The 25,106-nt window shown below is 37.3% G+C and carries 21 protein-coding genes and 1 pseudogene; 7 read left to right on the plus strand and 15 right to left on the minus strand.

What is annotated here, in order from left to right; genetic code table 11:
* Positions 1-6: 6 nt before the first annotated feature.
* The 12 genes from NFS43_RS14300 to NFS43_RS14355 all read right to left on the minus strand — a co-directional run bounded on the left by NFS43_RS14300 (position 7) and on the right by NFS43_RS14355 (position 12,422).
* Positions 7-1,356: a phosphoribosyltransferase family protein gene (locus NFS43_RS14300; RefSeq protein WP_251552368.1), complete on the minus strand. Its 1,350-nt coding sequence runs from the start codon at positions 1,354-1,356 to the stop codon at positions 7-9.
* A complete protein-coding gene (locus NFS43_RS14305; RefSeq protein ID WP_251552369.1) occupies positions 1,298-2,494 on the minus strand; it encodes an HpcH/HpaI aldolase/citrate lyase family protein in 1,197 nt (398 codons plus the stop codon). The genes NFS43_RS14300 and NFS43_RS14305 overlap by 59 nt, the downstream gene beginning before the upstream one ends.
* Before the next feature lie 74 nt (positions 2,495-2,568).
* Complete coding sequence (locus NFS43_RS14310; RefSeq protein WP_251552370.1) at positions 2,569-3,351, minus strand: TerC family protein; 783 nt, start codon at positions 3,349-3,351, stop codon at positions 2,569-2,571.
* A gap of 75 nt (positions 3,352-3,426) precedes the next feature.
* Complete coding sequence (locus NFS43_RS14315; RefSeq protein WP_251552371.1) at positions 3,427-4,008, minus strand: TerD family protein; 582 nt, start codon at positions 4,006-4,008, stop codon at positions 3,427-3,429.
* 103 nt (positions 4,009-4,111) lie between these two features.
* Positions 4,112-4,705, minus strand: coding sequence for a YpjP family protein (locus NFS43_RS14320; protein ID WP_251552372.1), 594 nt, complete (start codon positions 4,703-4,705; stop codon positions 4,112-4,114).
* A gap of 154 nt (positions 4,706-4,859) precedes the next feature.
* Entirely contained in the window at positions 4,860-5,294 is a 435-nt protein-coding gene (locus tag NFS43_RS14325) for a BrxA/BrxB family bacilliredoxin (protein WP_251552373.1), read from the minus strand.
* A 63-nt stretch (positions 5,295-5,357) separates the two neighbouring features.
* Complete coding sequence (locus NFS43_RS14330; protein ID WP_251552374.1) at positions 5,358-6,494, minus strand: conserved virulence factor C family protein; 1,137 nt, start codon at positions 6,492-6,494, stop codon at positions 5,358-5,360.
* Between the two features lie 80 nt (positions 6,495-6,574).
* Entirely contained in the window at positions 6,575-8,464 is a 1,890-nt protein-coding gene (locus NFS43_RS14335) for an ABC-F family ATP-binding cassette domain-containing protein (RefSeq protein ID WP_251552403.1), read from the minus strand.
* Entirely contained in the window at positions 8,461-9,108 is a 648-nt protein-coding gene (locus NFS43_RS14340; protein WP_251552375.1) for an HD domain-containing protein, read from the minus strand. Before NFS43_RS14340 ends, NFS43_RS14335 begins: the two co-directional genes overlap by 4 nt.
* A gap of 74 nt (positions 9,109-9,182) precedes the next feature.
* On the minus strand, positions 9,183-10,031 hold the full coding sequence (locus NFS43_RS14345) for a DegV family protein (RefSeq protein ID WP_251552376.1): 849 nt from the start codon (positions 10,029-10,031) through the stop codon (positions 9,183-9,185).
* A gap of 151 nt (positions 10,032-10,182) precedes the next feature.
* Positions 10,183-10,722, minus strand: a complete 540-nt coding sequence (locus NFS43_RS14350; RefSeq protein WP_251552377.1) for a hypothetical protein — start codon at positions 10,720-10,722, stop codon at positions 10,183-10,185.
* A gap of 17 nt (positions 10,723-10,739) precedes the next feature.
* Positions 10,740-12,422, minus strand: coding sequence for a formate--tetrahydrofolate ligase (locus NFS43_RS14355; protein ID WP_251552378.1), 1,683 nt, complete (start codon positions 12,420-12,422; stop codon positions 10,740-10,742).
* Positions 12,423-12,627: 205 nt separating this feature from the next.
* On the opposite strand from NFS43_RS14355, the gene metA reads away from it, so the two are divergent.
* Positions 12,628-13,536 carry a homoserine O-acetyltransferase MetA gene (gene metA, locus NFS43_RS14360; RefSeq protein WP_251552379.1) on the plus strand — a complete coding sequence of 303 codons (909 nt, stop codon included), beginning with the start codon at positions 12,628-12,630 and terminating at the stop codon, positions 13,534-13,536.
* A gap of 90 nt (positions 13,537-13,626) precedes the next feature.
* Entirely contained in the window at positions 13,627-13,839 is a 213-nt protein-coding gene (locus tag NFS43_RS14365; protein WP_251552380.1) for a hypothetical protein, read from the plus strand.
* A gap of 34 nt (positions 13,840-13,873) precedes the next feature.
* On the opposite strand, the gene mntR is transcribed toward NFS43_RS14365, so the two are convergent.
* Both mntR and NFS43_RS14375 read right to left on the minus strand, forming a co-directional pair.
* Positions 13,874-14,296 carry a transcriptional regulator MntR gene (mntR, locus tag NFS43_RS14370; RefSeq protein ID WP_251552382.1) on the minus strand — a complete coding sequence of 141 codons (423 nt, stop codon included), beginning with the start codon at positions 14,294-14,296 and terminating at the stop codon, positions 13,874-13,876.
* Between the two features lie 86 nt (positions 14,297-14,382).
* Positions 14,383-15,069: pseudogene (locus tag NFS43_RS14375) on the minus strand (topoisomerase C-terminal repeat-containing protein); the annotation flags it as partial.
* A gap of 201 nt (positions 15,070-15,270) precedes the next feature.
* Here NFS43_RS14375 and NFS43_RS14380 point away from each other — a divergent pair.
* The 5 genes from NFS43_RS14380 (at position 15,271) to NFS43_RS14400 (ending at position 22,184) form a co-directional block, all read left to right on the plus strand.
* Positions 15,271-16,626 carry a site-specific integrase gene (locus NFS43_RS14380; RefSeq protein WP_251552383.1) on the plus strand — a complete coding sequence of 452 codons (1,356 nt, stop codon included), beginning with the start codon at positions 15,271-15,273 and terminating at the stop codon, positions 16,624-16,626.
* Positions 16,607-19,351 carry a hypothetical protein gene (locus NFS43_RS14385; RefSeq protein WP_251552384.1) on the plus strand — a complete coding sequence of 915 codons (2,745 nt, stop codon included), beginning with the start codon at positions 16,607-16,609 and terminating at the stop codon, positions 19,349-19,351. Before NFS43_RS14380 ends, NFS43_RS14385 begins: the two co-directional genes overlap by 20 nt.
* A 32-nt stretch (positions 19,352-19,383) precedes the next feature.
* Positions 19,384-21,093 (plus strand): site-specific integrase, encoded by a 1,710-nt coding sequence (locus tag NFS43_RS14390; RefSeq protein ID WP_251552385.1) that lies wholly within the window; start codon positions 19,384-19,386, stop codon positions 21,091-21,093.
* Positions 21,086-21,787 (plus strand): hypothetical protein, encoded by a 702-nt coding sequence (locus tag NFS43_RS14395; RefSeq protein ID WP_251552386.1) that lies wholly within the window; start codon positions 21,086-21,088, stop codon positions 21,785-21,787. The genes NFS43_RS14390 and NFS43_RS14395 overlap by 8 nt, the downstream gene beginning before the upstream one ends.
* Before the next feature lie 70 nt (positions 21,788-21,857).
* A complete protein-coding gene (locus NFS43_RS14400; protein ID WP_251552387.1) occupies positions 21,858-22,184 on the plus strand; it encodes a hypothetical protein in 327 nt (108 codons plus the stop codon).
* A 751-nt stretch (positions 22,185-22,935) separates the two neighbouring features.
* Here NFS43_RS14400 and NFS43_RS14405 read toward each other — a convergent pair.
* Positions 22,936-24,921 (minus strand): FRG domain-containing protein, encoded by a 1,986-nt coding sequence (locus NFS43_RS14405; protein ID WP_251552388.1) that lies wholly within the window; start codon positions 24,919-24,921, stop codon positions 22,936-22,938.
* Between the last annotated feature and the right edge of the window lie 185 nt (positions 24,922-25,106).

A 25,106-nucleotide genomic window follows, 5' to 3' on the forward strand; every position in this document is an offset into this window, starting at 1 on the left:
TTCATATCACCTCTCTTTTGAACAGCTGACAAGTTTTACTGACCGTATTTGAGTTTTGGCCAGCTCCTCTAAAAACGGTTTAAGTGCCTTTAATGAAGGCTCTCTTTCAAAAAATATAAATATTTCATCATAATGTCCCGGTGGAATATTATAGACGAAATGGGCAATATCGTTATCTTCTGGTGAAGGGAAGGCTAAACCATATCTGGCACCATAACCAGCTTCATTTGCAACAAAAATGGGACTCCTCGTCGTAGATTGATAGAATATCCCGCTGCCCATCTCGGCTGCCAATCTCATCGGAAGATAGATAAATTCTCCTGTTCCGAGACAAAGTGTCCGATTTCCATGGCGCTGGGAGGATAGAAATTCACCAGCCCGGACAATCGTTTGATAAAGCCGCTTGTTTTCATCACTAGCAAGTCCAAATCTCCCGGTTTCTTTAATAAATGGTGCCCTATTCTCCTCTTTAATCGATGAAAATTGGATAGGGGTAAAAAATGCCGACAAATCCAAGGATTCAATGAGCAGCTCTGGCTTTTCTGCCATCATGTTTTTCTCGGCTAAAGGAGGAAGTTCTTTGAGCTCCCGAACACGGACATTTCCGGATAGCAAACTGACTGTATGAATTTTAATCTCAAATTTCTGCTCTATGCGGGAAAATTGCTGGCGATTTTCTTCAGACCGCCAATCCAATATTGAAACAACCGTATATTCCTTTCTGGGGAATCTTGCGTGTATCGATTGGATAATATTAAGGGCGGTTTTTCCTGTCGTCATTTCATCATCGACCAGAACAATCTCCCGGCCATTCTGCAGGATTTCAAGCGGAATATAACAGCGATGCGAGGTCGCATGGGAATGCTCTTCCTCAAATGTGATATCCGGTTTTCTTTCGGCAAGCTCCTCCCTGGTCGTATGAAAATAGTCGGCAGCCTGAAAGCAATCAAAGAAGGCATGGCCAAGGGCAGTAGCCGTTTCTGCAAAACCGATGATGACTGGACTCACAGAAGCAGGAATAAAAGGAACACTCGTAAATCGTTCCTCGTTATAAAATAATGATAATAGCGCTTGCCTTTGAGTACAGTCAGCCCCCTTTACATGCTCCATGAATCTGGCAGCCAAAAGGGCAGCCGCTGCCAGCCCTTTATGCGGATTGATGGGGAGATGCTTTCCTAAGACCTTGCTTACAAATAAAAACGAGCGCTTTTTATTGATCCGCGCCGCCATGGCAAACAGCTGATCTATCTTCAAATTGTAGGGATTCTCTGAAACTTCAATTTCCGTTTCAATCGAATCAAGAATAGGATAGGTATCCTTCTTTTTTGATAAGGTCAAGGTTTGTGACGTCTTCATGTAACACCCCATATAACTTTGATTTCAATATCGTCTTTTGGGCCCAATAAAAATGGGGCTTAATTTCATTCATTTTGTTGGAAAACTTACTTTTCATTACGCCGACCTCACCTGTTGCCGCATTCACTATATTCATGGCATCAATATATTCCTCATGCGTCACAACATTAAGAGCTTGCACGACTTTTATGTGTGTTGGGTGAATAATCGTTTTTCCTGTTAATCCATTGGCAACATCCATCATTACTTCTTGTATCAAACCATCCAAATGCTGGTTAATTAATTGTTTTCTCCATTTGACCCCTTCCTCGCCATAGCGTTCTCGAAAGGGAGTCTGTCTTAGCTGCGGCTTAAGGATCCGGTCACCTGAAGAGAAATACTCCCATACTGGACCGGATACGATATATGGGCTGTCATGCCTCTGAAAAATATTGATAATATCTGAGATGGTATCTCGTAAAACAGCAATATCATAAACTGCGCTTTCTGCACTTCGTCGTATACCGTATAATCCGCAAAAATCAGTCGCACCAATCCGAATATTTAAAACATTTTCTTTATAGTCATCCGTCAATGCTTTAATCGCCAATAATTCTTTGATTCTCGTTTCTTTTTGAATCACCCGCGCCGTTTCAAGAATCGGCATCGCATAAAACGGGTGGTGTTCAGAATGAATACGATGAACTTCTTTTAAAAGTTCCTCCCCCGTTTCAGGGCTAAACTTTGGCAAAACCACTCCTGTCAATATTCGAATGGATTCTTCAACCTGCACTAAAATTCGCTGCAATTGCTCGAGTGACCGGATTCTTACGAACATCAACGGCAAATCTGTTAACGAGATAAACCCTTTATCGAGCTCTTCATCCAGTTTAATCAATTCTTTGATTAATGATTGCTCCGCAGTTTCAACCTCTTTATCACCGACGGCATCTTCCAAATCAATAACAAGCGAGGTTAAGCCTACATGCTTATTTGATAGAATTTCCTGATGAATATTCGGGCGAGTCGCGGGCATATAAAGGGTTGCTCCCAATCCGAAAGCCAGAAGCTCTCGGTTGGTGTATTTATTAAAGTCCTGGGGTTTTTGATAGAAGAAATGCTCCAGTTCATCATCGTAAAAATAGGAAAAAAACCTCATATCTTTATGCTCCTCATTTTAAGGTAAAAAATAAGGGAGACAACTCTCGTCCTCTCCCACTGTTCAACAGATTGCTATGAATGATTTTCTTTAGCCGCTTCTTTTTTCTTATTCATAAAATGGATGATAAATGTAATACCAAATGTTAAAACCAGAATGATGAAGAAAGTGATGTGTCCCATTTCAATATGGAATACGGTTAAGAACATTTTCACAGCAATGATTAGAATGAGAATATATGCCGTTGTCTCGAGTTCAGGAACTCGGTCAATCAGAGTCAAGAATACTCCTGCAACCCCCCGCATCATTAGGACACCAAGCATACCGCCAATTAACAGGATCCAAACCTCGCTGCTCACTCCAAATGCGGCCAGTACACTGTCAACAGAAAAGGCGATATCCATTAACTCTACTGAAGCAACCGTTCCCCAAAAAGTACCAAACATCCGAATCAACAAACCGCCTTTTTTAATGCCCTCTTCTGCTTCATCAGCATGTTCGTCCGATTCCCCTTTCCGCTTGTCCATAAAGTACTTAATGGACAGCCAGGCAAGGTATCCAGCACCGATTATTTTTACCCACCAGAACTTAATGAGGTATACCCCAATGCCGATGGCGATAAACCGGAATATATAAGCTCCTAATAAGCCGTAGAATAATGCCTTTTTCCGTTTGTCTGGCGGCAGATGTTTAACCATAACAGCCAATACAAGCGCATTGTCGGCAGACAACAATCCTTCAAGAACGATCAGCGTCCCAATAAGCCCCCAAGATACTGGATCTGTTAAGACTTCTCCCCACATTTGCCAATCGAAAAATTGTGCATATGTATCTAAAATTCCTTGTAAAACTGACATGAATGTTGTTCCTCCAAACGATGATGAAAAATTTGTAAGAGACCCAAGCTTAACGCTGGGTCTCTATCTCTTAGTTTAACCAACCTGTAAGCCAAAATCCGTTGCAAGTGCTGCCAGGCCGCCCTGATAGCCGCTGCCAATCGCGCTGAATTTCCATTCTCCATTGTGACGGTACAACTCACCAACAACAATGGCTGTTTCAATTGAAAAATCCTCTCCCAAATCATAACGGATTAGTTCTTCTCCTGTAGCTTCGTTAAAAATACGGGCATAAGCGTTAGAGACTTGTCCAAAGTTTTGATTTCTGCTGGCAGCTTCATGAATGGTAATGGTAAATGCAATCCGCTGAATAGATGCAGGCACTGAAGAAAGGTCAACTTTCACCTGCTCATCATCACCATCCCCGGCACCTGTCCGGTTATCTCCTGTATGTACAACAGCGCCGTTTGCGCCCTGTGGATTGTTATAGAAAACAAAATCCGTTTCGGTTGTCACTTTTCCATTTTCGCCCAACAAAAATACAGATGAATCCAAGTCAAAATCGTTGCCGCCATCATACTTATTGGTATCCCAGCCAAGTCCAACGACTACTTTTGTCAGCCCTGGATTCGTTTTGGTTAAATCCACTTTTTGCCCTTTTGATAAACTAATTGCCATGTTCATTCCTCCTATTGGTTATAAATTATTTACGAGTTGTTTTAGAAAAAGTTTCATTTATACTATAAATTTTTTTAGCTCCCGTACGCAACTATTAACTCATCTAACTCATCCACTTTGGCGGAGTATCTTTTGCCCAGTAAATGGCTCCCAGCTGATGGTGAGTTTGGAAATTGTCTTCATAGGTGTGATAGTGGAAATTGAACCAATAGCCCTCTTGCGGCGGTTGATCTCTTCTCACATGGAATCGAAGAATATCTTTCCCTGATTCACCATTTTTTATATGAAAAATTTTTTCCGAATATCCGCTGCCGGGCTGTTCGGTGATCACGAGGTATTTTAACTGCTCATCCGCTAATCGGTTAGCCGTTTCCTCTATGGCCAGTTCAATATTTGGAAGGATGATATCCCGAAACTCATTTTCGATAACCGGCTTGATTTTGCTGCCAAACTTTTGATAAGACTGCTCTTCAGCTTGTTTAAATAGAGTATCCATCAAACGCACTCTATTAAACTCAGATTCTTGATTACTATTATCCGTAATGTGTGAGAAAGTGCCTGAAGAAGAAAGTTCAAAAGCATCGCGTTCATTTGGACTATCAGCCTCAGCAGGGTTAATCAGCTGGGTTGGTGTGATAAGTCCAAAGGTTAATACAGATACTGCGACAAAAAGTGTTTTTCGGAGCCATTTATTCATGTCAAACTCACCCAACTATAATTTTTATTGTTGTAACAATATGGAAGGACAAATCTATTTCTTATTATACTGCTTTTTAGAATAAATGGAAAATTAACTTTTAAAAAAACTGGCAGTCATTAAAAAACCGCCAGTTTTTCATCCTATAAAAGTTTTAGCAATGAGTTTCTAAAGCATTCAACACATTTTGCATAACAGCTTCCATCGGCATTCCTTCAATATCATGCCTTGGTATAAAATGAACCACTTCTTTGCCCTTTAAAACGGCCATAGATGGCGAGGATGGCTCAATACCTGTAAAATACTCACGCATTTTAGCCGTCGCTTCCTTATCCTGTCCAGCAAACACCGTAATAAGATGGTCTGGCTTTTTCTCACTCGCCGCAACGGCTTGTGTTACGGCAGGACGGGCTAATCCTGCTGCACAACCGCAAACAGAGTTAACGACGACTAATGTAGTCCCGCTTACGTTATCCATGAATCCCTGCACTTCTTCTTCAGTATTTAATTCCTTAAACCCAGCTCTCGTTAGTTCTTCACGCATCGGGAGCACCATTTGGCGCATATATTCTTCATAGGCATTGGACATTCGAATCACTCCATTTGAATTAAAGTACTTTATTTATTATTATACTTACCTTACCATTTCAGCTCAAGAATCGCCTTTTCGAGCTTCGGTCATTTGCTTCCATACAGAGCCCTTGGCTTTCTCGCCGCCTTCGATTCTTTCAATGGCCATTTTTATCTGCAGACTGACTTCAAATTCTGGATCGTTCTCTGCTTCCTTTAATGCCGGCAGCGCCTGCTCATCCCCCTGTTCGTATAAAAACATGGCTGCCCGCCAGCGGACCAATTTGCTAGGGTCTTTCAACGCCTTAATCATTTCAGGAATGGCCTCGGGAAACCCTAAGTCGGATAAGCAATCCCCTGCCGTTCTTCGGACCGTTACTGTTTTATCATGCAACGCTTTATATAATAGCGGCAGGACGGATTTATCTTCAATCATCCCAAGATAGACGGCTGCCAATCGGCGGACGGAAGGTTTTTCATCCTCCAGCGCTTTTCCCAAAACTGGCAGATCATCAATCTCCGGATCATCCATTTGCTCAAGAAGCTGATAGCGTATCTGCCAATCGGGGTGGGCCAAATCTTCAACGGTTATTTTTTTTCGGGGTTTTCTTGGTTTAGCAGCAATCCCGCTTTCATTTTCAATTGCCTTGGCAATAAGTTCTTCCAGCCGCTCACGGGGATAGGCAGCCATTAACTCATCAATCACCTCTTGGCCCACTTGGTCAAACTCACCATATCGGACCCCTTGGTTCTTCCATTTGCGGAGCAAAATATAATTATCTTCAGGAAGCTGGGCTCTTTCCCTTGCCTTTAAAAAGTGCTCCGGCATCCCATACCGTTTTTCTGTTGTTCCATCAGTCAGTTTCACTTGAAGCGGAATGTCCTTAAACATTTGCACTTCTACCTTTATTTCGCCAAAATGCTCGTTGATCACCGCTTGTGTGCCAGACATTTCGGATGCATTTTCCCCAAAAGCCTGGCGGACCTTTGGCAGCAGCTCCTGCCAATCATATTTGGCGTTCCGTTCCACAGCCAGAAAATCTGCTACATGGTAGACACCCTTTATCCCTTCAATTTGAAGGATAGCTTGAATGGCCGGGGGCGCACCATCTACTGTGTCTTTTTTATAATTATGGCTTTTCCCCATCGGAAGTTCTTGGTCGAGGATAATCTTCATTGTATTCGGGCTGGGCGTTGGTTCTATCGAATTTATTTTCACCGCAATCACCTAAATTCATCTATTTTCTTTAAACAGTTTAACATAATGAATACGATTCATTCACATATTATGCACTTGTTTTAGCTATTCTCGGCCATTTCTGCCAGGTAGGTCCATCGTTCAATCAAATGCTCCAGCTTATTATTTAGTTCGGCCGCTTCTGTCATTAACTCCTGCAATTTGGTAAAATCGCTTCCGCACTTATCCATTTTGGATGTGATTGTTTCCAGTTTTGCTTCGGTATCCGCGATTTCCCCATCAATTTCTTCCCATTCTTTTTGTTCCTTAAAGGTAAGTTTTTTCTTTTTTTCCTTTTCCGGAGCCTTAGCTGGAACAGGTGAAGGTTTTGCTTCTTTTTTTGGTTCCTGGCTCACTGCTTTTTCGAGATATTCGCTATAATTTCCGTAAAATGCATCAATTTTTGCATTGCCCTTAAATATAAGCAGCTGGCTGGCCACTTTATCAAGGAAATAGCGATCATGCGATACCGTTATCACGACACCAGGAAATTCTTCCAGATAATCCTCAAGAATGGTCAAGGTTTGCGTATCAAGATCATTTGTGGGCTCATCCAGCAGCAGGACATTAGGAGCAGACATTAAGATTTTCAATAAATATAGCCGCCGTTTCTCACCGCCTGAGAGCTTGCGGATGGGCGTTCCATGGGTATAGCTTGGAAACAGGAATCGTTCCAGCATTTGGGCTGCTGAAATCGTCTTTCCATCGGATGTCTCCACGATTTCAGCGGTCTCCTTAATATATTCAATCATCCGCCTGGTTTCGTCCATATCTTCACTTTCCTGCGTGTAATAGGCAATTTTAACCGTTTGACCGATGTTGAACACACCCGAATCAAGCGGAATCTGCTGGGCTAAAATATTTAAAAAGGTCGATTTTCCCGTTCCATTATTCCCGATAATGCCAATTCGGTCGCCAGGCTTAATGAGCAAATCATAGGATTCGAGAATAAGCTTGTCCCCATATCGCTTTGTGGCTCCTTTGAGCTCAAATACCTGCTTGCCTAACCTGCTGCCATTAAGGGAAATATCCAGCTTCTCTGCTGCAGGCTTTCCGTTTGACAGCTGGTCATCCAACTCTTCGAACCTGCCAATCCTGGCCTTTTGCTTAGTGGATCTTGCTTGTGCCCCGCGCCTGATCCATTCCAATTCCCTCCGGAATAGATTTTTCCTTTTTTCAAATGTTGCCGCTTCATTCTCTTCACGAATTGCCTTTGCTTCCAAGAAAGCCGCATAATTTCCTTTATAGCTGTACAGCTTTCCTCCGTCCAATTCAAAAATTCTGTTGGTGACACGGTCCAAAAAGTATCGGTCATGGGTAACTACCAATATGGATCCTTTATATCGGCTTAAATAATCTTCCAGCCATTTAACCGTATCAAAATCCAAGTGGTTGGTCGGTTCATCCAAAATGAGCAAATCAGGTTCGGCAATTAAAACTTGAGCCAAGGCAACCCGCTTCTTTTGTCCGCCAGAAAGCTGCCCAACCATTTGATTAAAATCCATAATTCCCAATTTGGTTAATATTGATTTGGCATTGCTGCTGGCATCCCAAGCATTTAGGGCATCCATCTGTTTTTGCAGGCGGTAAAGTTCCTCTAAGTTAGCCGTATTGTCTGGAGCATGATTCAGCTTAAGTAATGTTCTTTCATATTCGCGCAATAGCTTTAAAATGGGCGCATCCCCGTGGAATACTTGTTCAAGTACCGTTCGATCCGTTTCAAAATCAGGCTTTTGCTGTAAGAAGGAAATGGAATAATCTTTTCCAGTGATGACTTTCCCTTCATCCGGAGTATCTAATCCGGCCACAATCTTTAGCAACGAAGACTTCCCTGTTCCATTTACACCAATGAGACCTGCCCGCTCCTTCTCACCGATCGTAAAAGAAATCTGATCAAATAACTGTTTTTCACCGTAAGTTTTCGTTGCATTTTCGACCGTTAACATTTTCATGCTTGACCATTCCATTCCTGATAAAATTGTTCTAAAAAGTTCTCCATGACGCGATGGCGTTTCTCAGCCAGATTTCTCGCAGCATCTGTATTTAATAAATCTCTTAGTTTCAGTAATTTTTCATAAAAATGATTGATGCTGGAAGATTTGCCGTTTCGATACTCGGCCAAACTCATATTTTCCCGGATCGTTAAACTCGGTTCGTAAATCGGCTGTCCCTTTTTCCCTCCATACGCAAACGCGCGGGCAATGCCAATGGCGCCAATGGCATCTAAACGATCGGCATCTTGGACAATTTTTGCCTCAATGGATATGAGTTCCGAACCTCTCCCGCCTTTATATGAAATGGTAGCTATTATATTTTTGATATGGTTTTTTTCGTTTTCACCCAGCGAAATCGTATGTAGAAAGTCTTCTAGTTTTCGTTCCCCGGCTTCTAGACTCTCATTTAGTTTCTCATCCGGTATATCATGAAGAAGCGCGGCCATTTCAATAATAAACGGGTCTCCTGCTTGTTCTTCTTTACAAATAAGAAGGGCATTCTTTCGGACCCGGTCAACATGATACCAATCATGGCCTGTTGCATCGCTTCTTAATTGATTTTTGACAAAATCCTCCGTTGTTTTAATTATCTGTTTTTCCATTTCACTGCACCTGCCTTCATCCTTGCTATTTTAACATGAACAAACATAAAAAAATAACCCCAAGAGCTTTGGGGTTATGCCAATCCATTATACCAGCTGATGCCCAATGTATTTTCTCCTGCGTGCACGCCAATAACTGCACCAAGCGGGCAGCGGACTATTTTTAACTGAGGATATCCCTTCTTAAGTTCCCGCCGCCATTCCTCGGCATGATTCTCCTGCGAACCATATAGAATATACACTTCTTTGATAGGATTTTTTTCATAGGCCAGATGGAAATAATCAAGAATTTTTTCCTTTGCCTTTTTCTCGCTCCTCACCTTTTCCTTGATAAATAAAGCGCCATTGTCAAATGAGATGATCGGCTTTACATTCAGCAGGCTTCCGAGGAAAAATTGCAGCCCTGACATTCTTCCGCCGCGGTGAAGCTGCTCCAAACTTCCGACAAGAACATAAGTTTCACCTGTATCTCTAATGTTTTCAAGTTTTTCGATGACGTTCTCCAATGATTCTCCTGCCTCTATCCACTGCATTCCGCATTTTAATAATGCAGACATCGGATAGGTAAGGATATGGGAATCGAATGTCGTTACAGGGATATCCACAAGCTTTGCTGCCTGTTCACTTGAGGAAACAGTTCCGCTTAATTTGCTTGAAAGAAGCACTGCCACAACTTGATCATAATCCTTTGCTAACTGATTATATAATGTTTGAAATGCTCCTACAGACGGCTGTGAGGTTTTTGGAGGCGTTTTCAAAAACTTTAGTCTTTCGAATAATTGAGCTGGTGTTAAATCAACCCCGTCCGTATATTCTTCACCATCTAGTGAAATCGTTAATGGGACAGTATATATATCAGGATGATATTGTAACTCTTCATCTAAAAATACAGTGCTGTCGGTTACCCATGCCGTTCTTGCCAAGGACATCTCCCCTTATTTTGAAAATTTCGTTCCAATTAGCACATGGTCATAATATCTAGTTATAAATATGTTACATCGTATTCTGAGTATTGTAAATATATGTTTTTAAAAAAAGGATAACTCCTTATATACGGAGTCACCCTTTCCATTTTTAGTGCGTATTGAAAATTAAATCGTCTAATTTCTGTATCGTTGTCCGCATTATTCCTGTCATTTCCACCAAATCTTCTAACTGATCCTCACTGACTAGTCTCAGGAAATCAATCGTTACCACATTTTTTATTATATCGGATCGAAGCAATGGATTATATTCGGCAGATTGGGAAATTTTCCTCGTGTTCCCCCATGTTTCAGTAAGCAATCTTTCAATTTTTTCAAACAGGTCCAGATCATTTTTATGATTGAGGAAGTATTTCAGCTTTACATAACATCCTGTTAATGGCTCTGATTGGATACCCGGAAGCAGTTCTGCGGCCAAATTTTCCAAAGTGGATTCCAGTTCCATCTTTGCGGTTATTTTGGCTTGGCTCGCCCCGGGCAATTGAAAGCTGATGGTAAACAAGCGGGACATTTTTGCTATATTTATCCAATCGTTACGGTCCGTAATCAGCACTTCGCCACTTAAATCCATATCATAAAAGGCGCCTTCGATGACAACTTTCATATTATCAAATGCCGTTGGATCAAACATTCGCTTTCATTCTCCTTTTAAAACAGTCCAACCGCATTGCCGGCTTCATCAACATCCATATTTAAAGCTGCAGGCTTTTTAGGGAGACCTGGCATAGTCATGACATCACCGGTTAAAGCAACGATAAATCCCGCACCGATAGATGGCTTAAATTCCCTTACCGTCACTGTAAAATCAGCTGGTCTGCCTAATTTAACAGGATTATCTGATAAAGAGTATTGCGTTTTCGCCATGCAGACAGGTAGATTGGACCAGCCATTTTTTTCAAAAACGTCTATTTGTCTTTTGGCAGCTGGCGAAAACTCCACTTCCTTTCCCCCATAAACTTTTTGAACAACCGTTCTGACCTTTTGTTCAATTGAATCGGACAGTTCATACAAGGGATGGAAATGATTTTCTTCTCCAGACAATACCTCTAAAAGTTTTTCAGCTAGTACGATTCCCCCTTCGCCGCCTTTTTCCCAAACCTCCGTCAATGCCGCAGGGACATTTTCTCGGCTGCATAAATCCATTAATGTTTGAATCTCAGCATCCGTATCTGAAACAAATTTATTAATGGCAACCACCACTGGAAGTCCAAAGTTCTTGATCGTTTCAATATGTTTTTGCAGGTTGGCAAAACCATTTTCCAATGCGGATGCATTTTCTCTGGCGAGTTCGCTTTTTGGAACGCCTCCATGCATTTTTAAGGCACGGATAGTGGCGACAATCACAACTGCTTCTGGTTTAATGCCTGCCATTCTTGCTTTAATATGTAAAAACTTCTCTGCTCCTAAATCCGCTCCAAAACCCGCTTCGGTTATCACATAATCTGCCAGCTTGGAGGCTGCCCGTGTGGCAATTACACTATTGCAGCCATGGGCGATATTGGCAAATGGCCCGCCATGTACAAGTGCAGGTGTATGTTCGATGGTTTGAACAAGATTTGGCTTAATCGCATCCTTCAGCAATAACGTTAAAGCACCCTCAACACCTAAGTCCCCTACCGTTACCGGCTCTTTATGATTATTATAGGCAATGACTATTCTTGATAACCGAGCTTTCAAATCGTTAAGGCCGGATGCCAGGCATAACACAGCCATAATTTCCGAAGCTACCGTGATATCGAACCCATCTTCTCTGGGGACTCCTTGCATTGGACCGCCAAGCCCAATCACTACCTTTCTTAGAGCACGGTCGTTCAAATCTACCGCGCGTTTCCAAACAATCCGCCTAGGGTCAATATTCAGTTCGTTTCCTTGGTGAAGATGGTTGTCAAGAAACGCAGCTAGAGCATTGTTAGCAGTCGTTATGGCGTGAAAATCACCAGTAAAATGCAAATTGATGTCTTCCATTGGGAGAACCTGTGAGAAACCTCCGCCCGTTGCACCGCCTTTTATTCCCATGGTCGGTCCCAAAGATGGCTCCCTTATGGCAATCATGGCCTTTTTCCCAATTCGATTGAAAGCATCGCCCAATCCAACAGTTACAGTTGATTTCCCTTCTCCTGCAGGTGTTGGATTAATCGATGTGACCAGAATAATTTTTCCCGTATTATTCTTTTGCATTTTGACTAATGCATCGTTCGATAGTTTCGCCTTGTACTTTCCAAAAAGTTCAAGGTCATCCTCTTCCAGGCCAATTTTTTCAGCAATTTTTTTAATTGGCAGCATTTTGGCTGCCTGGGCAATTTCAATATCTGTTCTGATTGTTGTATTCATAACCAACGCTAGTCCCTCGCAATCCAGATTAGAATGAAACTCTCCTAATATTGTATCAAATAATTTGTTTTATTCCGACATCTAATGATTATTCAAAATAGTGTCTTTCCTAAAATTCCAATAATGTATATAATTAAAACATTGAATTTTTATAATATTCGAGGATTGTTGAATTATATTTTTTACTTACAAAGGGGATGATCGTTTGCCAATTAACATTCCAAAACGCTTGCCAGCACGGGAAATCCTGGAGCAGGAAAATATTTTTATTATGGATGATGAGCGAGCTGTCAGCCAGGATATCAGGCCGCTGAATATTTTAATTTTAAACTTAATGCCGGAAAAAGAGAAGGCAGAAACACAGTTACTAAGGCTGCTCGGGAACTCGCCCCTGCAGGTGAATGTCCAATTTTTAAAAACGATATCCTATGAATCCACTCATACGAGCAGGCAGCATCTTGATCAGTTTTATACCGATTTTACCCAAATCAAAAATCAAAAGTTTGACGGCATGATCATTACCGGTGCGCCTGTAGAGCTTATGGATTTTGAACAGGTCAAGTATTGGTCAGAATTGACAGAAATCATGGAATGGACCAATACCAATGTAACGTCCACGCTGCATATATGCTGGGGTGCACAGGCTGCGCTTTATCATTATTATGGAATTGACAAGTTTGAATTGACCCGGAAATGCTCCGGCATTTATGCTCATCAGATTGTGGAGCAACATGACATCTTAATGCGCGGATTTGATGATCAGTTTTATGCACCGCATTCCCGCTACACTGACGTTCCGATCGAAGCCATCCAAAGTCATCCGCAGCTGAAGCTTTTGGCAGCCTCCAAGGAAGCCGGTGCCTTATTGATTGCATCGACTGATCGAAAGCATGTAATGATAACCGGCCATCTGGAATATGAGTCTGATTCATTGGCACAGGAGTATGAAAGAGATTTAAGCCGCGGATTAGAGATTCATATGCCGGAAAATTACTTTCCGGATAATGACCCCTCACAGCCGCCAATCAACCGCTGGCGGTCACATGGCCATTTATTTTTCTCTAACTGGCTCAATTACTATGTCTACCAAGAAACTCCTTTCTACTGGAGATAAACCGGATGACCTGCCAAAATGGCAGGTTTTTTATATTTTGGATGATTTTTGAAAAAATTGTAATACTTATATAGTAAAGGAGGGATTTTTTTGGAGTCTATTATTGGGGTGCATCGAAATCATTTTGGTGAGGTTATGAGTTTTGTTACCTCTAGCGGCAGGGTAATTTCCTATCAAAAAGCGTTGGTTGAGACAGATGCGGGCTTAATTGGAGGGATCCATAAACAAGAAGGCCCAAACGGGGATATCGTGTTACTTCCTGATGAGGCTGTAAATTTCGACCATTTGCCCAACCTATTTTAAAAGGCTGACTCCCCAGGAGCCAGCCTTTTATTGTTTACTCATTTTCATTTTGTTTTTGGATTTCTCTAAGTAGATCCAATCGTGAGGAATCCTCCTCGAAATATTGAACTAAATCTCCGATGCGGTCTATAGAATCCCAGCTAAGATGATGTTCAATGCCTTCCACATCATGATAAATATTTTCATCCTTAACGCCAATAATTTTTAAAAATTGCTCCAATAGCTCATGCCTGAAAACAAGCCGCTTGCCAACCTTTTTCCCCTTGACGGTCAACACAAGTCCGCGATATTTTTCATATACCAAATATTCATCTTTATCAAGTTTTTGTACCATCTTAGTCACTGAGGAGGGATGTACGGATAGCGCCTCCGCAATATCGGAAACCCGGGCATATCCTTTTTCTTCAATCAGAATATAAATTTGTTCAATATAATCTTCCATACTAGGTGTTGGCATCCCATACCCTCCAAAAAAAAGAATCATTAAAAGTTTACTATAGAAAAATAAGAGTGACAAGGCAGTTTATCACATTACTTGCACGATCATAAATTGACGTTGGCCTGTTCAAATAGAAATTTTATTTTATGATCCTTTTCATCCAGTGTGAGTCTGGCATTAAAAGTGCGATCTTTACTGGAAAATCCTTCAATTAAATCGGTTTCGCCTTCTGAAAGGAGTAATTTTACGTTCTTTTGCGTAATCGTTTTTCCTAATATTTTCTTTGAAATGGTGAAGTTACAATGATTGCTTTTATAATTGGAACAGCCGTAAAAATCTCCCTTATCAATAATAGCGCCATCACATTTCTTACAGGCGCCCAATTTAGTGGGATTGCGCTTTTTGAACTTTGATTTTCCTGGAGAAAAACTGTTTGCGACCTCTTCTGAAAAAGTCCAGCTGTTAGCTTGATTCACGGCGGCCAAAATGATATGCTGGACCATTTTTTTGGTTTGCTCCATAAATTGGGCCGGAGAAGCATCTCCTTCTGAAATCTCTTTCAATTTTTGTTCCCACTTAGCCGTCATTTCAGGCGAGGCAAGTATTTCCTTCCCGATCGCCCCAATTAATATTTTTGCTTTTGCTGTTGCATAAACGAGATTTTTTTTAACCTCGATATAGGCGCGGTCTCTCAACATAGTTATTATGCCGGCACGCGTAGCCTCCGTCCCCAATCCTTCCGTCTTGGATAATATTTTTTCGAGTTCTTTATCGTCGATATGTTTTCCCGCCTTATAGGTACACTCTTGGGTTATTAATTACCTAAACGTGAATAAATCAATGTTAAATCAATCCATTTTAACCCAAATTTACCAACCTTGTGTTATAATATGTAATATATAACTTATAAGTAACCTTACAAAAAGACCACTTTTACAACAACAACAATCGAACTTCTAATGTTGTTGTACTAAATTGGAGAGTGAAGTTTTTTGAAAAATTTTAATTACCTAACTAATTATGAATTTAAGCCCAAGGAACATCAAATCGAAGAATATGTTAATGGTGAGCTTATAAAACAAAAAGTTATAAGTATTGGCATCCATTTAAAAGATCTAGATATAACGATCCCTCATCCATTAACAAATTTCATCTGTACACAATATGAATATAACGGAGCAGAATTAAACAGTTCCAGAGCGCCTTCTTATACAATTTGCAGATTCTTAAATTATATAATAAAACAAATTGTTATTGAAGATGATGAATTTACCCCACTGCTATATGAGGGGCTAAGTGGTTTAACATTACTACACGGTAGCCGTTATATTACATATTTAACAACCAATCGTAAATTAAAAAGAAAAACTGTTCATTATTACGAAGGTTATTTAAAAGATTTTTATTTGTTCTTAACAAAGCACTCTTTACTAAAGGAAAAATACGATTTTAGTCCATTTTTAGATGGCGAGAAGTGGACAGGATCACCCTTCAGAAATAGCGACTTAGGTACAAAATACCCTTCAAAAAAACATAATAACAATAAACCGATGAAATTGAAAAATTTCGGCCCAAATATGTATGAGTTAATTGTTGATTTTCTTGAAGAAGCAAAAGAAATAGCCCCTGAAATTGCTTTTGCCCTTTGTTTACAATTTTTTGGCGGCCTCCGACGAGGTGAGGTTGTAAACCTAACACGTGCAGAATTGAATGTTAAAGTCAGAAATTCATTATCAGTTAATATTCGAGATAACAGAGATAATCTTTTTAAAAGGCTGAAAAACACGAGTTCTGAGGGGGTAAAACGTCTTAATTATCTAGATGTTAGCATGGCAAAACAAATGATATTAGATAGTGATTTATTGTGGGATTATTATGAAGATCATATGAAGGATCTTCAAATAAAAATTAAAAACAACTTTATAAAGGATCCTAACATTCTCTTTTATGATTCAAATGGTAAGGCCATGTCCGGTAAAGTCTTAGAAAGAAGATTTAAAAAGGTAAAAAAAGCTTTTCTAAAGAAATTACAGAACACACCGGGAAGAGAGGATGATTATTTTATAGTAAAGGAATCCTTTTGGTCAACTCATATTGGAAGAGGAATGTTTACCGAAATATTATTTGATATAGGTTTAAATATTGTGCAAGTAGCTATTGCTAGAGGTGATACAAGTCTTTCATCTGTGATTGATTACGTTGACCAAAAAAATACGATTCTAAATATAAACGAACTAATAAATGAGTTATCCGAAACACCAATAAATAAATTCGGCACTATTGATGGTAATCTCTATAATAATAATTGGATAAATGGGGTGTCTCAACGTGTCAGAAAATCTCGCTAGTTTTACTCGAATATATAATGACCCTAAATTCCGACATATTAAAACATCACCTAAAAAATTGAAAAATTTAGAAAAGGAAGGGCTTATAGAAACGAAAATTGACACTGATGGATTAAAAAAAGTTGTTGTTCCCTCATTAGAGGCTTATGTGAATAAAGAGAAACTTCTTTTGGAAAAATTTTATACAATTGGTCAGGCAGCACGCACTCTAATAAGCCATAAATATAAATATATAGGGGAGTTTAAATTAGAATCCTATAAAGCAAACATTATGAAAATGATTGAGGACGGTATATTAATATCTGAAATATTTCGTGGAATTATATATATTTCCAAAAAATCAGTTGAGGATTTTTTTTCCAACCATATTAGCCGCGAAGAAGCTCTAGAAAAATTTAATTCCGGTGAAGCCCCTTTTTGGAAGCTAATAAAAAGAAACAATATAAAAGATTTAAGAATATCACACCATCATATTTTTTACCCAAGAAAACAAGTTGAAGCATTAATTGCTGAATATAACTATCGAGTTTTACAGGATGATGTTAATAACGGAACTCTCATTAAAGGAAAACAGTATAACCCAGATAACTTATATACGGCAACTAAGGCAAGGGAGATGTTAGGTTTAACAAAAGGCCAATGGAAAACACTTATTGAAGTTGAACAAATGATTCCCATTATCCTTGGCGGAATAAGATTCTATGAAAAATCCAAAATAGATGATTTAAAAAAGTTGCAAAATAAAATGAGAAATGAATTCTACACTACAGACGAAACACAGCAGATACTAAAACTTCAATTCAACCAAATTTCCCATTCACTACTTGTAAAAAACAGAATGAAAATGCCGACCCTTTTTCGTGGACTTGTACCTAATACTGGATATAGATACATTTATCCTAAGAAACTCGTAGAGCAAATAGCTGCTGAATATGAATTAAAGGAAACTGTATCTACCCTTACAGATAATGTTGAAGCTTTTGAGTATTTATTAAATCAATTAGGGCTACACTTTAGCTCTAAAAACAGATACTCTATCAAGCTATGGAAAGACTTTGTTTATAGAACACTAGGGAACTCCACTGAAAGTTCCGAAACTGTTCAATACACAATATTTAGATATGCAAATTGTACACAAATTTTGAATGAAGTATTAGAGGGAAATGAGATATATGAGTATACCTCGAATCAACTAAATTTAAAATTATTCAATGAGAATATTCCTGTTAAATATCAAAGAATTTTTTACGCATTCATAAATTCTATTTATAAGACATTAATGGAAAAAACACAGAAAAAGTTATTTAAGTTTGAAATGATTATCAATCCAAATAAATTTAGTGGAGTAAATCATAGAGATAAATCTATTTATGAATATGAAGAATACAAAAAGTTAATAACTTTTACTACCAATGTACAAATACACAAGATTAATGCTATTAATGATGTTAAATATCAAATTTCTAATAATTTTAGCAAAAATAATAAAGAAAAAAAACAAAATTATCCGAAGGTATTTGACTATGATTCTGTATGGCTTTATGTGTTGATCCATATTAATAATGCATGGCGGCACTCTGATGTAGTTCAATTCCCAAAATTAGATCTAAGTAAACTCTCTGCAAAAGACATAAGCCTAGAATGGTTGTTACATAATGATATAGAAGCTGATGATGTTCGACGTATTATCACTCAAATTATGCAAAAAGATTTGAAAACTGAAAAGACAAACGCAACAAACCGATTTTTTTGTTCAGATAAGTTAAAACTTTCATTAGCTACTGCAGCAGTAATCTGTGAATTAAGGCGTTCAGCCTTAACTCCAAACTACGATTATTTAATAAATTTTAGTACCAAAAGAAATGAACTACCTGATAGGGTGAGAAAACACTTTTTTAAAGGATTTTTAAAAAAGTTTAAATTCGAGAGTCTTAAAATGAATCGGACGTTACTATCCTTTATGTATTACTTGTTAGTAAAAAAAGGAAATTCAAGTGCTGCTCTTGAAGTTGCTCAACGCCTGCGTGCGCATTTGGATTTTGAAACTACCAATATCTATATTTATATACCTGAAAGTGAATTAAATGACTTAACCCACCAGTTATTTATGAGAGAGAATTTTGGCTATATTTCTGACTTGTTTGCTGACATACTATATGGAAAAACAGTCAACCGTAAGGAAAGAACCGAGGAAATTTTGCACCTAAAAAAGACTTTTGGTAATCCGTACAATATTGAAGCTACCGCAGGATACTTAAATAATATCCTAGCCGAAAGAAAAAGTGTTTCACAAATGATATTAAGCATGGGCATAGATGAAGCAACAGAAACGATGTTTAAACTAGATGCACAATTGTTACCAAGTAAGGAAGATAATATCCAATGCTTGGTTGGTGTGGAGAATTGTATAAAAGATAAAATAAATTGTAAGAACTGTCAAATGTCAGTCCCTAATTTTTATGCTTTATCATCATTGGCCCAAAGTTTATCAGAGAGGGTTCAAAAACTTTCAAATATATATCATGATGAATTTGATGCAGAAAAAACAAAATTAGTAAATCTTTACAGCGTTGAGATAGACCAATGGAAAAGGGCCATTGAGGTTTTTGGTAAAGATGTGGTGTACCAGTTCGTAAGTGGCGGAAGTGATTTTCTGAAAAGTGAAATGCAAAAAATACCGTCTGACTTTGTTAATAAATACAGAACTTACATCCCCCAAAAATAAAGGAAGTGGAAACTATGATAAATGCCCAATCAATGAGTAATTCATTACAAGACATTGAAATAGATTCTCTTTCGGATTCTTCTTATTTAAGTGCTGAAAGTATAATAATTGCAAAGGAAAACTTAATAAATGATCCATTGCTAAAGTGCGGTGCTTTTGAGGATGATGAATGGGTCTTTTTTAGAATTAGTAATTCTGACGGAAGGATCCGTAATTTTAATTTCAGGGAACTCAATAATTACGAAAATCGTAATTATTTACCCAAAGATTTTAAATTAATGGTTAAGTGTTGGATTACGGATTTAATAAAAAAACATAAACCGGGTACGGTAGCTGGTTATTATGCTGCTTTTATGAAATTTTTAGAACAGTCTAATGGGCTGGACCCATCTTTGATTGATGAAACAATAAAATGGATTAACTCTACTAATTCATTAAAAAATAAATATAAATTAACTATGATATCCGTTGTTTTAAATTTCATGGATTATACAGATATTTTTGTAGGAGAATTATTTATTCCATCTTTACTTAATCTAAGGAGGAAGATTAAGGTAAAAAAGAAAATACGTGTACTTCCACCTTCTAAAGATATTTTAATTTTTTCTAAATGTCTTGATGATTATTATTTTGAACTAAAGTCTAATACTAATACTACTTCTGAAATGTCAAGTAATGAAGCTCGTTTTATGCCAATTATTATTTGGTGGAAAATTACAACAGTTATACCAATACGTCCATCAGAATTTTGTGATCTAGAAAGGAATTGTATTTTTGAGGAAAAAGGTAATTATTACTTACGACTCCCAAGACATAAATACCCGAAAAACCACCCAAATGTTATTGATACTGTTAGAATTGATAAAAAGTTATACGAAGTTATTCAATCATATATTATAAAAACCAACAGTTTCGGAAATTCAGTAACACTCATATCATATAATTCAATATTAAAAACTAGTTCTCCTTTTGAAAGACAAGTTATGGCGAGACAAAAAATTAATACCAATATATTCAATCATTCTGAGTTGTATAATCTACTAATTGATTTTTATCAGAAAATAGTATTTGAAAAATATAAATTTCCAATAAAAACCTCAAATATGCTTAAACCTAATGATTCAAGACATATAGCTATCTTTTCTTTAGTTATGCAAGGAATATCTCCAATTGAGATTGCTAGACTAGCAAATCATAGAACAATTTCTATGCAACTAAATTATGCTCATCATACAGAATATTGGATAGATTCTGAGGTCTTTTCTTTATTAAAGAAATTTAAGTTTACTCAAAAATCTCCACCTATAAAAAAGGGGTTGGTACTAAACAAGGATAGTACTATAGCTCTTGCCGCTCATATTCCAAATGATTTAAAAATCAAGGCTTTAAGCCCTCCTACTACACCTTATTGGAAAAAACCTTTAAGGGAGATAGGCTATTGCTCAGATAAACAACAACGCTGTGAAACTGAAGACTGTATTTTTTGCAGCCATTGGAGATCATCCTATGAGGAATTAATTAAAAAAAAGGAAATAATAAAGAATAAAATCCAAGATAGAAAAAGAAACATTGATGAACTTGTTACCTTTATCACTAATCTTCATTCAATTATGCTATCTGATGAATTATCTCGAACTCATCCAATTAATCTCTCAAAGCTAAAATCTGCTAAATTTCAAATTAAAGAGTCAATTAATGAGATAGTAGATTTAAAATTACTGGAGGAAATAAATTATGAGTAACCATTCTGGAAGGAAAACAAAACTAACCGAAGAAGAGGTAAAGGAACTCATCTATCTCTACAAAGGGGAAAGAAAGAATCACGGTAAAGTTGAGTATAAAGAAATGTATTTATTTAATAAGGAACTAGTCAATCAAGGTAGATATCCTAAATCTGCCGGGGAAGACTTTTGGAGGAAGGAAGGTCGGCTTGGCAGGAAAATTATCGATCAAACGAATAAGGCATTTTCAAATGAAATATCAGTTTCATCCAAATTAAGTGACAGTATTCCTAATTTTACTGATATTGTTCAAAAATATTATGATAATAAGGATGAATTAATTAAAGTTTTACTTATACATGAACGTAGATATTATCAAAATGTTAAACAAAGAAAACACCTTGAAGGAAAAATTCAAAATTACCAATCTAAGTTAGAAATTACAGAAAAACGCCTAGACTATATTCAGGACCTCCTTTTTAAGTTACTTCGTTACAGTTCAAATAAAGAGGTACCTTTGCTTAACCTACTCGATACCAGAAATAAAAGCCAAACTATAATTGTTAAAAAAGCACTTGAAGGGATTTTTAACGAACCAACCGATTTTTACAAGTGGTATGAACAAATGAAGTCAACGAATGAAGACAAAAAAGATAATGTAGTACCATTAAAAAGTGAAAGATCATTGGCAGATGATAATGAAGATATTTTTTAGTTCATAGAAAGCAGAATTTTTGTTACTAAAATAGAAATTCGTATTATTTGTTGAGAGAAGAGGGATTTAAATGCCGAATAGACTTAACATGAAAATCTTTGTTTATAATGTATCTGAAGGAGAATTGATTGAAGGAAATCCAGAACAAGTAAGGTCTTATGTAGAAGATGTTTTTGAGGAATATTATGGCTTTAAACTATTCCTTCAAGCAGAGGTTGATAATGGAGAATTTAATCTTTTATTGAATAAATCTGCTAATAAATTGAATAATGAACAACAAAAAGTTGTTGATAATATATTCTGTTATAGACCACTACTAGGGAATCAATCAATGATAAATAAAAAGCATACTGAAAATCTCGAAAAGGCCTTATTCCTCTATTTTGATTTTAAATGACTTATATAAGAATTATAACTGGCTGTTCCAATCCTCCTTTTGGTAATAAATGGTTATATATAAAAGATTTTATAATCATAAACAGCTAGCTCGTTTTTGTTGAAGTAACCTGTTTTTATTATCTTTTGACTTTACATAAAAAAACAATTATTAATCTCTTCAATTGATGGCAAATAGGAAACAGAACATTGTCGGTGTTAATTACCACAATCAAAAACGAGGCGAATTCCTTCTTTCTGGATACGCTATTCACCATACGTTGTTTATTCTGCCGGTTATTTTTTCAGATATCTGGATATCTAGCTATCTCAGATATCTCAATTTTTCTATGAGTATTGCGGACAGTTTGAGCCAGTAGTGCGGAGTTTTGGGCCACTGAATGCGAATGTTTGAGCCAGTATTTGCGGAACAGAGAGCCATCTCTATTGTTCTGTAATAATTAGCGTAAAACTATTGTCTGCCACCATTGACTTTAACTTTACAGTCCATGCTAGCAGCTCCACTGCGGCTCGGACTCACTTCATTAAAAAGCGGTTCTGCGGTTGTTACGATTACGGCCACAAAAATGTATCATTTCTGTCATGTTTTTTACCAGTAGTTGCCACGGATTTTACCACTTGATATCATGCATTTACCAATAGTTTAATGTAAATTTAAAGTTAAAAAGCCTAATCCTCCTTAATTATCATCGAAGAATTAGGCTTATGATTATTGAAAAGTATCGTTTTACTGCGCAGGTAATGAGTTAATATTAAATTTCAAACTCTTCGGTATAGCTTACCGTTGGTCCTATACCGGTTCTATCTACATATTTACCTTTTAAGTTCTCATACTCTATTCCTGCTTTAAGTACAAATTCTTTATTTTGAACTGAAGGAATGGCAAGTGAAATATCTAAATTATACTTTCCATTTTCGAACCCGGTACCTTCTTTACCAAGTCTACCAAAATCAAATCGTCCATTTTCCACTAACGACTTATTCTGAGCCAATAGTAAACCATTAGGGTTTCTCAAGGAAATCATCAGTGATGCCTCATCAAAGAGATTAGTCGTTCCCCTTATATTCACTGTATTGTCGCTGTTTCGGTAAATATCAAGATTAAAATTAACATCCAAGCCATCAGGATTTAGTGGTATTGTTTGTTTATATTGATATTCTTTTCTTTTTATTTTTTCAGGATCAAATTCATTGTACTCGTCATCTGAAAGATTAATGGTCTTCTTCCAATATGGTGCATATTCCTTTATTCTATCAAAATGTAACTTAGCATCCTTAATACAATTTGAAATCTGGTATCTTCTAGCACGTGAATTTAATCCTTCTTTTTTCAGCCACAAGACCAGATTATCCAGATGCAAAGCTACTTCTTGAAAATTGTTCAGGTATTTACTAAATTCATCATTTCTTGAGTGCCCATAATCACCGAAGTTTAGAAAGAATTTAGTAATTACACTTGCATTATCAAAAGCATACAATTCTAATTCCTTCATGTCCCCACTCTCAAATACACTTAACATATATTTATAGTGGGGTTCTAAATCTTCAAATGTTTTCATGTTTAGAGTAAAAAGAATTTTATCATCTACAAGGACATACTCATCATAATAATCTGCCATTGTACTATAGGATTTCTCGAAGCGCCATATATAGCCTAACTCATCTAACTCCCCAATAAAGTGTGGCTTAAATCTAGGATCTAATGATTCTCTAATCCATTGGCCTCTTATCATCCAGTTTCGCATAATATAGTCATCGCCATTCTTTGCAATATAGACCCATACAACATCGTTTGTCCTTCTATATTGTTCAATGATCTGAATTCCAATATGTTTTACTTCCTCAATGCGCAGAACTTTATTTAATACTGCCACGATAGAGCAGCGTCTAGCACCTACATGAGAAATATCTTCTACTTCATGAATGTTATATGTATCCTCCAGATTAAAATCTACTTTTTTATATTTTTCCTTCAAATAATCAGCAACCGAAGGAAACTCTGGATATATCGTTGTCTCATTAATATTATACTTTTCATCCAATTCTTTTTTAACTGCTTGTTTATATTCAAAAGGAATTCTTATAACCATTGTAGGTTCAATTGAATCAAGGGGTAATACAGACTTCTTTATCTCTTTTCCTATTACTTCATTACCGCAGATTGCAAAAGTTCCCTTCTGGCAAAATAACCTTTGATTAGATTTTTGCAGTTCTATGGAGTGTTTTATAAATGCACCTTCTGATGCAAATTCTAATATTTCATCTTCTGTTATACTCTTCGAATAGTATTCTAGATAGGAACTTTTTATCCCATCAATTTCAGGTGATTCTAATGTTGCAAGGAGTGACAATAGCTTAATTCTCTTATCATTTAAGGAAAGCTCTGGCTGAACAAATACATATACATTCCCATGTGATTCGCTATCAATTTTTTGCACTGCGAAAAAAAGCGCTACTAATGGGTCAATTGTCAAATCTACAAGTCTTGTTGGAATTCCATAATGTTGCATTTTAGATAAGCGCTCAATCGGAGAGATTAGATCCTCAAACTCAACCGTTTTCATTTTTAAAGTTTCTCTGTAGATGGCGCTTTCATTCATTGTGTATCCTGAGTCCCTTGAAACACTCGATGTGATACTTTTATATTCTTCTGATTGACCTCTATAGAAGACATTATTATAAATATCGTAACGCGACAGCTTTTTCAAATAATCATCAACAGTATTAACTTGCTCCATCTAATCCCCTCACTTTTATTTTATAGAACTTTCGTTAAGTAGTCACCTTCTAATACACTTATTACCTTAACATAAATATCCTATTTTCGATCCGACTAGTTTTTTTACAATCTGGCTTGTTTATTGAAAACCTATCACTTATGAATATAACTTAATTACTTTAGGGTACATTCTTCCGTATAAGA

Origin of the sequence: Neobacillus muris (assembly GCF_943193175.1) — a bacterium.
GTDB classification, from domain to species: Bacteria; Bacillota; Bacilli; order Bacillales; family Cytobacillaceae; genus Neobacillus; species Neobacillus muris.

Coding starts and splice junctions, on each gene's coding strand:
- NFS43_RS14320 (WP_251552372.1), bottom strand. CDS start 4,705: ATGAATAAATGGCTCCGAAAAACACTTTTTGTCGCAGTATCTGTATTA.
- NFS43_RS14390 (WP_251552385.1), top strand. CDS start 19,384: ATGAGTAATTCATTACAAGACATTGAAATAGATTCTCTTTCGGATTCT.
- NFS43_RS14310 (WP_251552370.1), bottom strand. CDS start 3,351: ATGTCAGTTTTACAAGGAATTTTAGATACATATGCACAATTTTTCGAT.
- NFS43_RS14305 (WP_251552369.1), bottom strand. CDS start 2,494: ATGAGGTTTTTTTCCTATTTTTACGATGATGAACTGGAGCATTTCTTC.
- NFS43_RS14400 (WP_251552387.1), top strand. CDS start 21,858: ATGCCGAATAGACTTAACATGAAAATCTTTGTTTATAATGTATCTGAA.
- NFS43_RS14300 (WP_251552368.1), bottom strand. CDS start 1,356: ATGAAGACGTCACAAACCTTGACCTTATCAAAAAAGAAGGATACCTAT.
- NFS43_RS14335 (WP_251552403.1), bottom strand. CDS start 8,464: ATGAAAATGTTAACGGTCGAAAATGCAACGAAAACTTACGGTGAAAAA.
- NFS43_RS14350 (WP_251552377.1), bottom strand. CDS start 10,722: ATGTTTGATCCAACGGCATTTGATAATATGAAAGTTGTCATCGAAGGC.
- mntR (WP_251552382.1), bottom strand. CDS start 14,296: ATGCCAACACCTAGTATGGAAGATTATATTGAACAAATTTATATTCTG.
- NFS43_RS14355 (WP_251552378.1), bottom strand. CDS start 12,422: ATGAATACAACAATCAGAACAGATATTGAAATTGCCCAGGCAGCCAAA.
- NFS43_RS14315 (WP_251552371.1), bottom strand. CDS start 4,008: ATGGCAATTAGTTTATCAAAAGGGCAAAAAGTGGATTTAACCAAAACG.
- NFS43_RS14325 (WP_251552373.1), bottom strand. CDS start 5,294: ATGTCCAATGCCTATGAAGAATATATGCGCCAAATGGTGCTCCCGATG.
- NFS43_RS14405 (WP_251552388.1), bottom strand. CDS start 24,921: ATGGAGCAAGTTAATACTGTTGATGATTATTTGAAAAAGCTGTCGCGT.
- NFS43_RS14340 (WP_251552375.1), bottom strand. CDS start 9,108: ATGGAAAAACAGATAATTAAAACAACGGAGGATTTTGTCAAAAATCAA.
- NFS43_RS14395 (WP_251552386.1), top strand. CDS start 21,086: ATGAGTAACCATTCTGGAAGGAAAACAAAACTAACCGAAGAAGAGGTA.